Here is a 14,065-nt window from a genome sequence, read left to right as displayed (position 1 = left end):
TTCAGTGCTCGCCGAGCGCGTCCGGCCCGACGCGCTCCAGACCGCTCAGGGCACCTTCGAAATCGGCGAAGACCAGCGCGGCTGCGCCGCCGCCGATCACGCTGAAACTCGCGCTTCCGGCCTTCACCGGGCGGAAGACCAGGTCTATCTCGTCGTCGTCGCCCCGCGTACCGGCTGACAACTCTATCGCCACGAAACCGAACGCCAGATCCGTGCTGCCTTCGTATGTGACCGTGGAACTCGATTCGCTCTCCGACCCGACCGATACCGATCCGCCGACGGCGGCCTGTATGACGGGCACGTCCAGATTAAGCGCCGTATTGTCCGAGCGGTAGGCGGTGACGCCGATCCTCCTGGAGGTGACGACCTCAGTCAGCACGTACAGGTTGCCTGCGCCGAACAGGTATTTCTTCAGAATGGGATGATCCCATCTGATCGCCGCGCTCGTCAGATAATCGCCGATGCTGATGGTGTTCGCTCGGTGCCGTGTAACCTCTTCGTACGCGAACTGCACGTTACGGGCCGACGCATAGGAGGCCGCGACGCCGATGTTGCCGCCCATCGCCCCGAGAATATCGCCCAGCACGTCGAGCCCGAGCGACAAGGGCAGCTTGCTGCTCTTCCGACCGTTGATGTTCGCGGCAACGCCGCGGTCGATCTGCGGCAAGGCTCCTCCGGGTTGCACGACGAGCTGATCGAGCCTCCCGATGATTCCGCAGGCGCCCTTGTATTCTCCGAGCAGCTGGACCGGTGCGATGTCCTCCTGCGGTTGCAGAATGGTGTTCAGATTGAGCGATTTGAGGTGCTCGACCGATTTGTCGGTGCAGATGCCCATGGTGTTGCCCCTCCTATGCTGCGCACACGTGCTCGAACCTTCTTCGGGACAGGAGCACTTCGATCCGACCGCGACTCCGCACCCGTGACGACGACTCAGCCTATGTACGGCGCCGACTCCCTCAAACCCTCATTTGTGGTATGCTCATGACGGGGGGAGCCATGGATCTGCTGCTCGACGACATATACGACGCCGGGGTCTCGCCCGAGCGCTGGCCGACGCTTCTCGATCGACTGGCGATTGAGCACGGAGCGCGGGGCGCGGTGCTGTTCCACGCCACCGATGACAGCAGTGCGATGCTAGTCTCGCCACGCATCGAGGGGTTCGCGAACGCCTACCATGGGGGCGGTTGGATGTCCCCCAATGTCCGTGGCGAGCGGATGCTGCGCGAGCATGCACCGCGCTTCCAGACGGATACGGACTACTGGTCGGTGCGGCAGATGGAGTCGATGCCCGTCTACCGGGACTTCCTCGTCCCAGCGGGATACGGCACCGGCGTCGGCACCGCGATCCAAGGAACGAGTCACGACATGCTGGGTCTGACGATGGAGGGCCTGACCTGCGACGCTGCCGCCCGGCGGGTGCTGCCTCGGCTGGACCGCCTTCGTCCCCATCTCGCGCGCGCGGCCAGTCTGTCGATGCGGCTCGGGCGCGTTTGGTCGCATACGGCCGTCGCGGCGCTCGAAGTCGCAGGTACGGGTGCAGCGGTCATCGCCCCGGACGGGCGTTTGCGTGCGGCCAATGCGTGCTTCGGTGCGAGCATGGGTGACCGGGCGACGGAGATGCGTGGACGGCTGCACTTCCGTCATCCCGCTGTCGCATCGCGGATCAACGACGTGGTCCACCGCGGGGCCTTCGACCCCGAGGCCGCCGTCAGCATACCGATCCCGCCGGGCGACGATCGCAGCGCCTGCGTTCTGCATCTCATTCCGCTGCGTCGCAGAGCGCGCATCATCTTCGAAAGCGATGGGTTGCTGCTGATCGTCGCCGACCCCGACAACCGCGCCATGCCCGAAGCCGGAATGCTACGACTCCTGTTCGATCTGACGCCCGCGGAGGCCGCGCTCGCCGCGGAACTCGCAGTAGGGCGCTCGCTGCAGGAAGCCGCCAGCCGCAGGGGCATACGCCACTCCACCGCCCGGGCCCAGCTGCGTTCCATCTTTCTGAAGACGAGCTGCCGTCGGCAGGGAGAACTCGTGTGCCTTCTGACGGGGCTGACCGGTCACAGGGCTGACCTGTACGCGTAGTCGCATGTCGGGCGAACCCCGCGATCCTGTGCGTGCCTTCCGAAGTTGTCTCCGGGCACGCAAAGTCTCGCCGGCGTTTCGGCGCTCATGAAGGATCGCGGAATTCGTCAGAGATCCTCACAGTCCCGATTGGTCAGTTCATTCGAAGACCGATCCGCGTCGTTGGTTCCTCGTCGTCCTCATTGCATCGTCGGGAGCGTCTAGCATCCCCGGAAGCTCGTCGTTGGGTGAGCGGACGGTCGTGACCAGTCCAGCGTCGAAGTTCGGATCGATTGATCTGTCAGAGATTTTACCACGCTTTCAGTGATCGATGCTCGCGCAGCTGCAGCTCGGGAGACGAATGCGCTGACGGGATCGTAGCGCTGTTCTGCAAGCTGTCGGGGAACGTGGAAACCGGAGAATTCGCGGATGGTTCATTCGACTTGGCAACCACCTGGGGGATGTTCACCGAATGGTGATGGCGTTGCGCCCGACTTGCAGACAAGCATCCGAACCTGAATTTGATTGTCTCTGAACCCATGGAAGGGGCGACTGAGATCGAGTTCGCTGGAGCAACCACTTGCTCATACCTCGCAAATGGGCACTTGGACGCAGGAGCTGGTTTTGTCGGTACCTGCGAACCATGGCGATAGCGGATACTGGAGCACACGCTCGCCCATGCGTCGGCGCTCCGAAATCTTCAGATCCGCCTTCCAAGTTAGCCCGCAACTGTTGCTGATCATCCATCGTAGCCCGAAGCCGATGGCCTTATCTCGTCCCGGTCAAAACCCCCCCCGGAAGTTAGTCGGCAGGGGGCAAGCCGCAGCGCGATCTGATCCAGCTTCGCCGTTCTTATCAGGAAACTCGTTTTTTTGAGCAGGACTTAGCTTGGTAGCTTCTCTAACCAGCCCCGACTTAATTTGGAAAAATGCCGCCGCCCTCGGCAAGCTGGATATATCGTTAGCTTGGGCCGTCACGCTTCCCGCCTATGCGGTTGACCCAGCACCGAGCGGCAATTTTCAGACCCAGGCGATTTTCAGACCCCGCGGTGCATTCCTCGATATCGTACGCCGGTTACGCCGCAGCACTCGGTTCGTCGTATTTCGACGATTTTCGATGTTGTTTACACCCCCGGGATCGCAACACGGGTTAAGGTGGCGCGCCGGTCCGCCATCAACCTTTGGCTCGTCACCAAGGCGGGCCGGCACATCGTTTCGAGGATTAGGACGCTTCGGCGATCAGCTTTGCGGCCGCGGGCGTGTTCCATTCGTAGCCGCCGGTCATCCGCCACACTTCCTTGCCCGCCGAATCGTACAGAATCGTGGTCGGCAGGTTCGCCTGATAGGCAAGGCTGAGTCCCAGCTTCGGATCGAGATACGGCTTGAGCGTCGTGAACTTCTTCGCGGCAAAGAACGGCGTCACCTTCTCCGCGCCCTGTAAATCCTGGCTGACCGCGATCACCTTAACCTTGCCCTCCAGCGACTTGGCGGCGGCGTCAAGCATCGGCATCTCGGCGACGCACGGCGCGCACCAGGTCGCCCACATGTTGAGCAGCAACGGCTTGCCCTTGAACGACGCGAGCGTGACCGACTTCCCGTCGGGGGCGGTGAAGGCGACCGTCGGACCGGTCTCGCCCTTGTGGCTGCGGTCGAGCTTTTCGGTGCTGGTGGCCGGACCGGTCGCCTCGTCCGGAGCGGGGCCAGACGCGACCTCGTCGGCGGACACGGCGTTTGCCGTGACGACGTTTGCTTGCTCCGGCGCGGGCGATTTCCTATCGCAGCCGGCGACCAGCAGGCCCATCCCCATCACGGCGGCGATCGGCCCAGACTTTAACAGCGAATTGAACACAGGATTCGAGAACATGGACGGTTCCAATTCGATGTGGGGCGGGCGGTTCGCCGAGGGGCCGGCAGCGGTCATGCGCGAGATAAACGCCTCCATTCCCTTCGACAAGCGGCTCTGGCAGCAGGATATTGCCGGCTCGAAGGCGCATGTCGCGATGCTCGGCAAGCAGGGCATCGTTTCGGCGGAGGATGCCGCGACGATCTCGGCGGGGCTCGACACGGTCGCAGCACATTATGCCGAGCACGGCGTCGAGGAGGATCTGGTCCTCGAGGACATCCACATGCAGACCGAAGCGCGGCTGGCCGATGCGATCGGACCGGTCGCGGGGCGGCTGCATACCGCACGCTCGCGCAACGATCAGGTCGCCACGGATTTCCGGCTGTGGGTGCGCGATGCGATCGACCAGGCGCTGGCGGCGCTCGCCGGGTTCCAGGAAGCACTGCTGACTCGCGCGGCAGAGCATGCAGATAGCGTGATGCCGGGCTTTACGCATCTCCAGTCCGCGCAGCCGGTGACGCTCGGGCATCACCTGATGGCGTATCATGCGATGATTTCGCGCGACGTCGGGCGGTTCGCGGATGCGCGGGCAAGGATGAACCGATCGCCGCTGGGCTCGGCGGCGCTCGCCGGGACGGGTTTTCCGATCGATCGTGCGATGACCGCCGAGGCGCTCGGCTTCGACGGGCCGATGACCAATTCGCTCGACGGCGTCAGCGACCGCGACTTCGCGATCGAGTACCTCACCGCGGCGACGCAGACTTCGCTGCACCTCTCGCGGCTCGCCGAGGAGTTCGTGCTGTGGGCATCGCAGCCGTTCGGGTTCGTCGCGCTGAGCGATCAATGGTCGACCGGCAGCTCGATCATGCCGCAGAAGCGCAATCCGGATGCCGCCGAGCTGGTACGCGGGCATGCCGGGCGGATCCTCGGCTGCATGACCGCGCTGATGGTGACGATGAAGGGCCTGCCGCTCGCCTATTCGAAGGACATGCAGGACGACAAGCCGCCGGTGTTCGAGGCACACGACCTGCTCGCGCTATCGATCGCGGCGATGACCGGGATGGTCGAAAGCGCGACGTTCCGCACCGATCGGATGCGCGGGCTGGCCGAGAGCGGCTTTGCAACTGCGACCGATCTCGCCGACTGGCTGGTGAGGGAGGCTGGCCTCCCGTTCCGCGAGGCGCATCACGTGACCGGGCGTGCGGTCAAGCTGGCCGAGGAGCGCAAGGTCGCGCTCGATGCGCTGCCGATCGAGGACCTGAAGGCAATCGATGCGCGGATCGACGAACGCGTGTACGGCGTGCTGTCGGTCGACGCGTCGGTCGCTAGCCGGACCAGCTTCGGCGGCACCGCGCCCGACAATGTACGCGCTGCGATCCGCGCGGCGCGTGCCGAGACAGCTGGGGGAGAGACGGCATGAAACGGCTTTTTGGCATCGTGGGATTGGCGCTGGCGCTGACCGGCTGCGGCGCAGCGGACGGCCTCGTGCCGGCGGAGGGCAAGACGCTCCCGGCCGCGCCTTACGGTGCGAAAACACCGCCGACTGCCGCGCAGTTGCTGACCCCCACGACGCAGCAACGCCCGCAGCGCAGCGACGAGCTGCTCACCACGTCCCAGCCGCGCCGCAGCGACGAGTTCGACCTGCCGCCGCCGAATTGAAGACCTGAACCATGGATCATTTCGCCTATCGTGACGGTGTCATGCATGCCGAGGACGTCGCCCTGCCGGCGATCGCCGAGGCCGTCGGCACGCCCGTCTATGTCTATTCGACCGCCACCTTCCGCCGCCATGCGCAGGTGTTTCGCGACGCACTGAAGGACGCCGGACGCGTCCACCTGGCCTATGCGATCAAGGCGAACCCCAATGTCGCGGTGCTGCGCGTGCTGGCCGACGAGGGCTACGGCGCCGACGTCGTCTCCGCGGGCGAGATGCAGCGCGCTTTGGCGGCGGGCATCCCGGCGTCGGACATCGTCTTCTCCGGTGTCGGCAAGACGCGGCGCGAACTGGCGCAGGCGCTCGATGCAGGGATCGGCCAGTTCAATCTCGAGCTGGAGGAGGAGGGCGAAGTCCTTGCTGCGCTCGCCCATGCGCGCGGCGAACGCGCGCCGGCGGTGTTGCGCGTGAACCCCGACGTCGATGCCGGCACGCACGCGAAAATCTCGACCGGGCGCAAGGAGAACAAGTTCGGCGTCGCGATCGACCAGGCTGTGGCGATGTTCGACCGGCTGTCGAAGCATGACGGCCTCGACCTGCGCGGCGTCGCGATCCACATCGGCAGCCAGCTCGCCGATCTCGCGCCGCTCGAGGCCGCCTATGCGCGGATCGGCGAGTTGGTCGCGGAATTGCGCGCCGCGGGGCACACGATCAGCCGCGTCGATCTCGGCGGCGGTCTCGGTGTGCCCTACAAGCCCGACGACGTACTGCCGAGCCCCGCCGACTATGGCGCGATGGTCGCCCGCGCGACCGCCGACTGGGACGTCGAACTCATGTTCGAACCCGGTCGGGTGATCGCAGGCAATGCGGGTGTGCTTCTGACCGAAGTAATCTGGGTGAAGCCCGGCGTCGTGAACCCGTACGTCATCGTCGACGCCGCGATGAACGACCTCGCGCGCGTCGCGATGTACGATGCGTATCACGACTTTGTCGCGGTCGAGCCGACCGGCGATCGGATGACCGCCAACATCGCCGGGCCGGTGTGCGAGACCGGCGACACCTTCGCGATGGGACGCGATATCGACGCGGTGAAGTCGGGCGATCTCGGCATCTTTCGCACCGCCGGCGCATACGGCGCGACGATGGCGTCGACCTATAACAGCCGCGCTTTGGTGCCCGAGGTGCTGGTGGACGGCGACCGGTTCGCGGTGGTCGCCGACCGCATCCACCCGGAGACGATCCTGGCTGCCGAACGCGTGCCGGAATGGCTCAAGCGGTGATACTCCAGAGCCTGCCGCTGTTCGTGAGGCTGGCAGGGCGCCCGGTGATCCTGCTCGGCGAGGGCGAGGCGGCGGATGCGAAACGGCGGTTGCTCGATCGCGCAGGGGCGGACGTCGTCGGTGAAGATGCTCCGGCGTCGCTCGCGATCGTCGCGATCGACGATGAGGACGAAGCTCTAGCGGCGGTCGCGCGGCTGAAGTCGCGCGGTATCCTGGTCAACGCGGTCGATCGTTCGGCGCTGTGTGACTTCACGCTGCCCGCGATCGTCGACCGTGCCCCGGTGCTGATCGCGATCGGCACGAGCGGCGTGTCGGCCGGCTTGGCCGCGGCGTTGCGGCAGCGGCTGGAGGCGCTGATACCCGCCGATCTCGGCAAGCTGGCACTGGCATTGCAGGCTGCGCGGGGGGCCTTGCGAAAGCGCTGGCCCGATATGGGGGAGCGTCGCCGTGCTCTGGCGACGGCGATGGCGGAAGGCGGCTTGCTCGATCCGCTGTCGCCGACGCATGACGTGGACGCGTGGCTAGCCCCGACAGCTACGCCCGCTGCAAAGCGCGACGTGGCAATAACCCTCGTTCTGCTTTCCGACGATCCCGAGGACCTGACGTTGCGCCAGGCTCGCGCGCTCGCCAGCGCCGACCGGGTCTATCACGGCGCTGATGTCCCTGCGGCGATCCTCGACCGCGCGCGCGCCGATGCCGCGCGGCTGTGCGCGGCGATGCCCGCCGATCCCGGCACCGGCCTGTCGGTCGAGGTCGAGATGGCACTATGAGCGGTTTTGCGTTCCGGATCGTCGATGGGAAAGCGACCCGCGTCAACGTCAAGGAAGCGCTCACCTGCACAGCCGACCTCGTCTGGGTGCATTTGTCGACCACCGCCGAGCATGCGCAGGCGTGGCTCCGCGACGAGGCCAAGCTGCTCGACTATGTCGTCGATGCGCTCACCGCGACCGAGACCCGGCCGCGCTGCGAGGCGGTTGGCGATGGCGCGTTCCTCAACCTTCGCGGCCGATCGAAGGAGGAGCTCGACACCTCCGACCTGCTCGCCTCGGTGCGGATCTGGGCGGTGAAGGGTCGCGTGTATTCGGTTACGCGGAAACCGTTGATTGCGGTCGCCGACGTCGAGAAGATGGTCGAGCGCCACGAGGTGCGCGATCCGGGCGACCTGATCGCCGCGTTCGCGACCGCGATCACCACCGATCTCGATCCCGACGTGGCCACGCTCGGCGACGAACTCGACGATTGCGAGGAACAGCTCGACGCCAACCGCGTGTTCGAACTGCGCCGCGCGGTCAGCAAGGTGCGCGTCGCGGCTATCGGCTACAAACGCTTCCTCAGCCCGCAACGCGCCGCGCTCGAGAAGCTGGCGGCGTTACCCGGCGACTGGCTCGCTGACGACGACCGGCTGCATCTGGCGGCGGCGGCGGACCGTGCCGCGCGGATGGCGGAGGAGCTGGAATCGATCCGCGAGCGCTCGGCGCTGATCCACGAGACGCTGACCGACCTGCGCGCCGAACAGATCGACAACCGCTCGCTGATCATATCGATCGCGGCGATGGTGTTCCTGCCGCTGACGTTCCTGACCGGGCTGTACGGCATGAACGTGAAGGGCCTGCCCTATGCCGAGGAGCCGTGGGCGTTCGATGCGATCGCCGGCGCGTGTCTGGTGATCGCGGTGGGTGTCTTCGCGTATTTCTCGATGCGGCACTGGTTCAAGCGGTAGAGCCTACGCGGCGCTGGCGGTCCGCCAGGCCTGCGCGATCTCGTCGAGCATGTCGGCCGAATCGCGGAACGGTCTTGGGTCATGGCCGATCGAGGCGTTGACGATGGTCTTCCGCGCACCGGCATAAAGCCGCGACAGCGTTTCTGACACCTGGCCGCCATTCTCGAAATCGAGTCCGGCCTCCAACGCGAACAGGATTGCGGTCGCGCGCGTGACGCGCTCGCTCTTGATCGAGAATTTGCGGTTTTCGCAGGCCCAGCCGGCCGCGCGCAGGGCCGCGACGAGCTCCTTGTAGAGCAGCTGCACCAGCGCCGGGCCATCCGCGGTCGCGGTACGACCGACGGCATCGATCTGGCGATAGGTGGCGAACGGGTCTCGCGCGAGGGTAGAAGCGTAGGCCATCAGTCGCTCTTGTTCCACGCTGCGATCTGGTTGGTGAGGAAGGTCTGCGTCGATTTATACGCCGACACGCGGGAGTTCATGCTCGCATATTGCTGAGTCAGCCGCGTCGTCATCTGATCGGCCTGCGCAGTGATCTTGTCCTGCTCTTTGGCGACATCGCTCTGCGCGGCGGTGTAGCGCGCGGTCGATGCGCCGAGACCGGCGGTCGTGCTCGTCGCGCTTTTTGCCAACGCGCCCAAGACGACGGACAGCCCTGCCGGATTGCTCGTCGAGGGTGCGAACATCGCTTCGATCCCGGCGGGGTTGGTGCTGATCTGCTTGGCGAGCTGTGCGGTATCGACACGGAGCGTGCCGTCGCGGTTGGTCGCGACGCCAATCTCGGCAAGCGTGGTCGGCACGCCTGGTGCCGCCCCGGTCGCCAGCGGCTTGAGCGTCAATGCCTTGAGCGACCGCAACAGCGATGCCGCGGCGGGATCGGCGCGCAACACGCCGGTCACCGGATCGGTCTGTTCGTTGATGATCGCGAGGATCTGGTTGTAGGTCTCGACCACGTCGTTGACCGCCTGGGTCAGGCCATCGGTCGGCGGGGTGCTCGACAGCGTGACGGGCGCCTTGGATACCGTGCTGAGCTGAAGCTTCACGCCGTCGACCAGATCGCTGATCGTGTTGCTTGATCGCTCGACGGGGATGCCATCAACCGTCAGCTGCGCGTTCAGCGCGCTGCTGGTGACCTGCGTGTTCTTTGCCCCGGGGCCGATGTCGATGACATCGGTTGCGCCCTTCAGCGTGAACGCCTGCGCATCGCCGGTCGCGCCCTTGACCGACAGGAACGCGCCGCCCTTGCCGTCCGACACGACCGAGGCGGTGACGCCACTCTTCGTAGCGTTGATGGACGCGGCGACCGTGTCCATGGTGTCGTTGGCGCCGACAATGATCGTGAAGACGGTGCGCTTGCTGACGTCGGGATCGAGCCCTGCCCATATCGCTTCATCCGTTCCCGCCTTGACGCTGTTGCCCTTCGCATCGGTATAAATCCCGGTACCGACCGTGAGCGTCAGGTTACCGGACCCCAGCGGCTTGGTACGATCCATCGCGACCTTCGTCCCCGCGACCTGAGCGGTAGCGAGGCGGGTCACCGAAATCGTCGACGACAGTGCCGAAACCTTGGCACCGCTGATCGCCGTGGCCGAAATCGAACCGGTGTCGGAACTGGTCGGCTGCGTCTGCAGCGTGCCCCCCTTTACCAAGCTGTCGAGCGCGCTGGAAAACGTGGTGATCGCGCTTTTCAGCGAACTGATCCCAGAGATTTGCGACGTCAGTGCGGTCGACTTCGCCGTCAATGCGGCGTTCTTAGTCGCGAACTGCGCGGTTACCAGCGCGGGGACGAGCGTGCCGGTATCGATGCCCGACCCTGAATTGAGCGATTTCAGCAGCGACTGCGTTGCCGCGTTCATCACGCTCTGCGCGTTGGCGGGAGTCGCTGCGGGTGTCGGGGTCGGCGTGGCCGTCGTGCTGGTGGTCGATGTTACCATGGTAGAGTCCCTGCACGTGCGCGCTCATCTGTAAGAACGGCTACGCGGCGCGAATGTTTAGGCCTGCTTCATGCCGTTTTCGTCGAACCGCGCATCCTTCGGCACGGTCACGAACGGCTGGACTCCGGGCGTGGTCCCGCCCGCCGCCGCGTTCAGCCCGAACACGAAAGCAAGCACGGTCGCGATCGCGGTGTAGAGGTCGTCGCGGACCTCCTGGCCTTCCTTGCTCGTGTAATAGACCGCGCGGGCGAGCGTCGGGTATTCGAGGATCGGGACCTTGCCTTCGCCGGCCAGTTCGCGGATCGCCAGCGCGGTCGCGCCGCGCCCCTTGGCGACCACCACCGGCACCTGGTCCCTGCCGCGATCATAGCGCAGCGCCACCGCGAAGTGCGTCGGATTAGTCAGCACGACATGCGCCTCCGCAACCGATTTGCGTAAGCCCCCGCTGGCCATCGCGCGCATCTTGGCGCGCATCTGGCCCTTCGCCTCGCCATTGCCCTCGGTCGACTTGTGCTCGTCCTTCACCTCCTGCTTCGACATCCGCATCTTGCCCAGGCGGCGGATGATCTGGATCGGCAGGTCGATGCCGGCGATCGCGCAGAGGCCGAACGCCATCGCGATCAGGATGCCCTTGAAGATCCCGCCAAGCGTCGACAGCGCCTGGTTGAGATCCGCGGACGAGGCGAGGCCCATCGTGGAATGCGCGGCGTTCCACAGCATCCAGCCGCCGATCGTGCCGAGCAGGATGACCTTCAGCAGCGACTTGCCGAGTTCGATCCAGCCGTTTGCGCCGAAGATCCGCTTGAGCCCCGCCGCCGGATCGACGCGGCTGTATTTGGGCGCGAGCAAGCCGCCGTTGAAGCCGAGCGAGCCGAGCCCCGCCTGACTCAGGATCGCGGCGCCGATGCTGACGATGAACAGAGTTATAAGCGATGGCGCGAGCTTGCCGCCGGCTTCCATCAGCGGGCGCCACGGGGAGAAATCCTCGACGTCGGCGTGCGTGAACTGGAAGCTCGAGCTCATGATCGCCTTGCACGCCGAGATCAGCGTGGGGCCGGCGTAGATCAGCCAGGCGACGCCCGCGAGCATGCTCAGAGCGGTCGCGAAATCGCGCGACTTGAGGATGTCGCCTTTCTCGACCGCATCCTTCTTGCGCTTGGCGGTTGGTGCTTCGGTCTTTTCGCCCGAATCCTCAGACATCAGCCGAGCACCAGGTTTTCGGTGGCGGCGAGGCCTTCGCGGACGATAACGAGCATGTAATCGCCCATCGTCGGGAACGCGATCGCCAGCGTGACGACGCCGACCGCGAGGCTGGCGGGGAGACCGACCGCGAACAGGTTGAGCGAGGGCGCAGCGCGGCTCAGCATGCCGACGACGATATTGAGGCACAGCAGCAGGAAACCCACTGGCAACGCGAGCAGCAGGCCGGCGAGGAACGCATAGCCGCCGAAGAACGCGATCGCCTTCAGCCGCTCGACGCCGATCCACGCGGCCCCCGGGGGGAGCACGTCGTAGCTCTTCACGAGCAGGTCGATCAGGATCAGGTGGCCGTCGACCGACAGGAACAGCAGCGTCAGCATGATCGAGAAGAACTGGCCGAGCGCTGGGGACGACTTGCCGTTCTGCGGATCGATCGAGGACGCGAAACCGAGCCCCATCGCGCCGCCGATCACTTCGGCCGCGATCATCGGCGCGGCGAACGCGATTTGGAGCACGAAGCCGAGCGCGAGGCCGACAAGGGCTTCGGCGGCGGCGGAGAGGATGGTGGAGACGGCGAAGATGTTCTGCGGCGGCACGATCGGATGCGCAGCGAGCACGAGGAACCCGATCGCGCCCGATAGCGTGACGCGCACGGTCAGCGGCACCGAGACGGAGCCGAACACCGGCGCCGCGATGAACGTCGCCCCGATGCGGATCATCACGAACACCAGCGCCCAGAGCTGCGGCTCGATCGAGAGGCCGAAGCCCAACACTACTTGCTTCCCCTCCCGCTTGCGGGAGGGGTCAGGGGAGGGCGCGACGTACGTACTGGCGTCCGGCTGGTGGGGCACGCCCCTCCCCCGACCCCTCCCGCAAGCGGAAGGGGAGCAGCAAGTGCGGTCACTTCACCAAGTCCGGGATGCGCTCGAAAATCCCGATCGTGAAATCGCTCAGCAGACCTAAAATCAGGCTCCCGAAGATCAGGATCGACACCGCGACCACGACCAACTTGGGCACGAACGACAGCGTCTGCTCGTTGATCGACGTCGCCGCCTGGATCATGCCCAGGATCAGCCCCGCCAGCAGCGCCGGGATCAGGATCGGCGCACTGGCGAGCGCCAGCACCCACATCGTCTGATTCGCGACGGTCAGGAAATATTGCGCGTCCATGCGCTCAGGTCGCGAACGAGTTGGCGAGGCTGCCCATCGTCAACGCCCAGCCGTCGACCAGCACGAACAGCAGCAGCTTGAATGGCATCGAGATGATCGTCGGGCTCAGCATCGCCATACCGAGCGACATCAGCACGGTCGCGACGACCAGATCGATGACGATGAACGGCAGGAAGATCAGGAAGCCGATCTGGAACGCGGTCTTCAGCTCGGACGTCACGAACGCCGGTAGCAGCACCGAGAACGGGATGTCGGTCGGCGTCGCATAGGGCCCGGATTTCGCGATCTGCGCAAACATAGTGACGTCCTTGATCCGCGTCTGCTTGACCATGAACGCGTGCAAGGGCACGCCGGCGGTCGTGATCATCTGCGTGCCGGCGAGCTGCCCGGCGGCATAGGGTTGGATCGCGGTCGTGTTGATCTGGCTGATCGTCGGCGCCATGATGAAAAAGCTGAGGAACAGCGACAGCCCGAGCAGCACTTGGTTCGGCGGGGTCTGCTGAAGCCCGAGCGCCTGGCGCAGGATGGCGAGCACGATGATGATCCGCGTGAAGCTGGTCATCATCAGCAGGATGCCCGGCAGGACCGTGAGCAGCCCCATGATGATGAGGACTTGCAGCGAAAGCGACAGCGAGCCGCTCTGGCCGGTGTTGCCCGCAGCCTGTCCGCCAAGCTGGCCGAGTGCGCGATCGACCGCGTCGCCGACAGCGGGGTTGGTCGGGGCGGGGACGGCCTGTGCGAAGGCGGGCATCGCGAGGAAGAGGGCGAGCAGGACGGCGAGGCCTATCCACAGCCATGCGTTTGCGCGTGGGCGCGGCGCAGAATTATGCAGCGCACCGTTCGTGGCTCCTGGATTCCCGCGTACGCGGGAAAACGGTTTGGCGGTCGATGCGGCGAACAGGGCAGGGCCCGAGCCTTTCCGCGTCACCGTCGGACGAGCGACCGCGGTCATGCGTCGACCTTGTCGATCAGGTGCACGCCGCCACGGCCGACCGAAACCAGCAGCCGGCGGCCCTCGAAATCGATCACCGCGAGGCGCAAGCCCGGCGAGATCATCATCGTTTCCTTGACGCCGATCAGCCGCGTCGAAGGCTTGCCCGGCATCCGGCTCTCGAACTTGCGCCACAGGTACAGGCAGCCGAACATCAGTCCGCACACCAGCGGGAGCAGGATGACGAGCTTGAGGATATAGGTCCAGAGCATCG

At 65.5% G+C, this 14,065-nt stretch carries 15 protein-coding genes; 6 read left to right on the top strand and 9 right to left on the bottom strand.

Going from position 1 to position 14,065, the window contains the following annotated elements:
• Position 1 precedes the first annotated feature (1 nt).
• Complete coding sequence (locus IFT67_RS10930) at positions 2-835, bottom strand: gasdermin (RefSeq protein ID WP_192238334.1); 834 nt, start codon at positions 833-835, stop codon at positions 2-4.
• Positions 836-996: 161 nt separating this feature from the next.
• Here IFT67_RS10930 and IFT67_RS10925 point away from each other — a divergent pair, with 161 nt between their 5' ends.
• The gene (locus IFT67_RS10925) at positions 997-2,082 is read left to right on the top strand and encodes a helix-turn-helix transcriptional regulator (protein ID WP_192238333.1); all 1,086 of its coding nucleotides are present in this window, start codon (positions 997-999) and stop codon (positions 2,080-2,082) included.
• A 1,200-nt stretch (positions 2,083-3,282) separates the two neighbouring features.
• Here IFT67_RS10925 and IFT67_RS10920 read toward each other — a convergent pair.
• Positions 3,283-3,924 carry a TlpA family protein disulfide reductase gene (locus tag IFT67_RS10920; protein ID WP_244647321.1) on the bottom strand — a complete coding sequence of 214 codons (642 nt, stop codon included), beginning with the start codon at positions 3,922-3,924 and terminating at the stop codon, positions 3,283-3,285.
• A gap of 16 nt (positions 3,925-3,940) precedes the next feature.
• Between IFT67_RS10920 and argH the strand changes: the two genes are divergently transcribed.
• Genes argH through IFT67_RS10895 form a run of 5 tightly spaced genes read left to right on the top strand, consistent with a single transcriptional unit; the run spans position 3,941 to position 8,556 of the window.
• Positions 3,941-5,323 (top strand): argininosuccinate lyase, encoded by a 1,383-nt coding sequence (argH, locus tag IFT67_RS10915; RefSeq protein WP_192238663.1) that lies wholly within the window; start codon positions 3,941-3,943, stop codon positions 5,321-5,323.
• Positions 5,320-5,562, top strand: a complete 243-nt coding sequence (locus IFT67_RS10910; RefSeq protein ID WP_192238332.1) for a hypothetical protein — start codon at positions 5,320-5,322, stop codon at positions 5,560-5,562. Before argH ends, IFT67_RS10910 begins: the two co-directional genes overlap by 4 nt.
• 11 nt (positions 5,563-5,573) lie before the next feature.
• Entirely contained in the window at positions 5,574-6,836 is a 1,263-nt protein-coding gene (lysA, locus tag IFT67_RS10905; RefSeq protein WP_192238331.1) for a diaminopimelate decarboxylase, read from the top strand.
• A complete protein-coding gene (locus IFT67_RS10900; protein WP_197983028.1) occupies positions 6,821-7,606 on the top strand; it encodes a precorrin-2 dehydrogenase/sirohydrochlorin ferrochelatase family protein in 786 nt (261 codons plus the stop codon). Before lysA ends, IFT67_RS10900 begins: the two co-directional genes overlap by 16 nt.
• Positions 7,603-8,556, top strand: coding sequence for a zinc transporter ZntB (locus IFT67_RS10895; RefSeq protein ID WP_192238330.1), 954 nt, complete (start codon positions 7,603-7,605; stop codon positions 8,554-8,556). The genes IFT67_RS10900 and IFT67_RS10895 overlap by 4 nt, the downstream gene beginning before the upstream one ends.
• 3 nt (positions 8,557-8,559) lie before the next feature.
• Here IFT67_RS10895 and IFT67_RS10890 read toward each other — a convergent pair whose 3' ends face one another.
• From IFT67_RS10890 to IFT67_RS10860, 7 genes are all read right to left on the bottom strand, one after another.
• Positions 8,560-8,958 (bottom strand): flagellar export chaperone FliS, encoded by a 399-nt coding sequence (locus IFT67_RS10890; protein WP_192238329.1) that lies wholly within the window; start codon positions 8,956-8,958, stop codon positions 8,560-8,562.
• A complete protein-coding gene (gene fliD / locus IFT67_RS10885; RefSeq protein WP_192238328.1) occupies positions 8,958-10,490 on the bottom strand; it encodes a flagellar filament capping protein FliD in 1,533 nt (510 codons plus the stop codon). Before fliD ends, IFT67_RS10890 begins: the two co-directional genes overlap by 1 nt.
• A gap of 57 nt (positions 10,491-10,547) precedes the next feature.
• The gene (locus tag IFT67_RS10880; RefSeq protein WP_192238327.1) at positions 10,548-11,690 is read right to left on the bottom strand and encodes a flagellar type III secretion system protein FlhB; all 1,143 of its coding nucleotides are present in this window, start codon (positions 11,688-11,690) and stop codon (positions 10,548-10,550) included.
• Positions 11,690-12,463, bottom strand: a complete 774-nt coding sequence (gene fliR, locus IFT67_RS10875) for a flagellar biosynthetic protein FliR (RefSeq protein WP_082441389.1) — start codon at positions 12,461-12,463, stop codon at positions 11,690-11,692. Before fliR ends, IFT67_RS10880 begins: the two co-directional genes overlap by 1 nt.
• A 127-nt stretch (positions 12,464-12,590) precedes the next feature.
• Entirely contained in the window at positions 12,591-12,860 is a 270-nt protein-coding gene (gene fliQ, locus IFT67_RS10870; RefSeq protein ID WP_055874447.1) for a flagellar biosynthesis protein FliQ, read from the bottom strand.
• A gap of 4 nt (positions 12,861-12,864) precedes the next feature.
• The gene (fliP, locus tag IFT67_RS10865; protein WP_192238326.1) at positions 12,865-13,812 is read right to left on the bottom strand and encodes a flagellar type III secretion system pore protein FliP; all 948 of its coding nucleotides are present in this window, start codon (positions 13,810-13,812) and stop codon (positions 12,865-12,867) included.
• The gene (locus IFT67_RS10860) at positions 13,809-14,063 is read right to left on the bottom strand and encodes a flagellar biosynthetic protein FliO (RefSeq protein ID WP_055874442.1); all 255 of its coding nucleotides are present in this window, start codon (positions 14,061-14,063) and stop codon (positions 13,809-13,811) included. Before IFT67_RS10860 ends, fliP begins: the two co-directional genes overlap by 4 nt.
• Positions 14,064-14,065: the final 2 nt, after the last annotated feature.

Origin of the sequence: Sphingomonas sp. CFBP 13728, assembly GCF_014841895.1 — a bacterium.
Lineage (GTDB): Bacteria > Pseudomonadota > Alphaproteobacteria > Sphingomonadales > Sphingomonadaceae > Sphingomonas.
This window is presented reverse-complemented; position numbering and strand designations above follow the sequence as displayed.

Excerpts from the sequence above, each read along its gene's own strand:
- IFT67_RS10895 (WP_192238330.1), top strand. The coding sequence starts at position 7,603 with ATGAGCGGTTTTGCGTTCCGGATCGTCGATGGGAAAGCGACCCGCGTC.
- IFT67_RS10910 (WP_192238332.1), top strand. The coding sequence starts at position 5,320 with ATGAAACGGCTTTTTGGCATCGTGGGATTGGCGCTGGCGCTGACCGGC.
- lysA (WP_192238331.1), top strand. The coding sequence starts at position 5,574 with ATGGATCATTTCGCCTATCGTGACGGTGTCATGCATGCCGAGGACGTC.
- IFT67_RS10930 (WP_192238334.1), bottom strand. The coding sequence starts at position 835 with ATGGGCATCTGCACCGACAAATCGGTCGAGCACCTCAAATCGCTCAAT.
- IFT67_RS10880 (WP_192238327.1), bottom strand. The coding sequence starts at position 11,690 with ATGTCTGAGGATTCGGGCGAAAAGACCGAAGCACCAACCGCCAAGCGC.
- IFT67_RS10890 (WP_192238329.1), bottom strand. The coding sequence starts at position 8,958 with ATGGCCTACGCTTCTACCCTCGCGCGAGACCCGTTCGCCACCTATCGC.
- fliQ (WP_055874447.1), bottom strand. The coding sequence starts at position 12,860 with ATGGACGCGCAATATTTCCTGACCGTCGCGAATCAGACGATGTGGGTG.
- fliD (WP_192238328.1), bottom strand. The coding sequence starts at position 10,490 with ATGGTAACATCGACCACCAGCACGACGGCCACGCCGACCCCGACACCC.
- IFT67_RS10920 (WP_244647321.1), bottom strand. The coding sequence starts at position 3,924 with ATGTTCTCGAATCCTGTGTTCAATTCGCTGTTAAAGTCTGGGCCGATC.
- IFT67_RS10925 (WP_192238333.1), top strand. The coding sequence starts at position 997 with ATGGATCTGCTGCTCGACGACATATACGACGCCGGGGTCTCGCCCGAG.
- fliP (WP_192238326.1), bottom strand. The coding sequence starts at position 13,812 with ATGACCGCGGTCGCTCGTCCGACGGTGACGCGGAAAGGCTCGGGCCCT.
- IFT67_RS10900 (WP_197983028.1), top strand. The coding sequence starts at position 6,821 with ATGGCTCAAGCGGTGATACTCCAGAGCCTGCCGCTGTTCGTGAGGCTG.
- argH (WP_192238663.1), top strand. The coding sequence starts at position 3,941 with ATGTGGGGCGGGCGGTTCGCCGAGGGGCCGGCAGCGGTCATGCGCGAG.
- IFT67_RS10860 (WP_055874442.1), bottom strand. The coding sequence starts at position 14,063 with ATGCTCTGGACCTATATCCTCAAGCTCGTCATCCTGCTCCCGCTGGTG.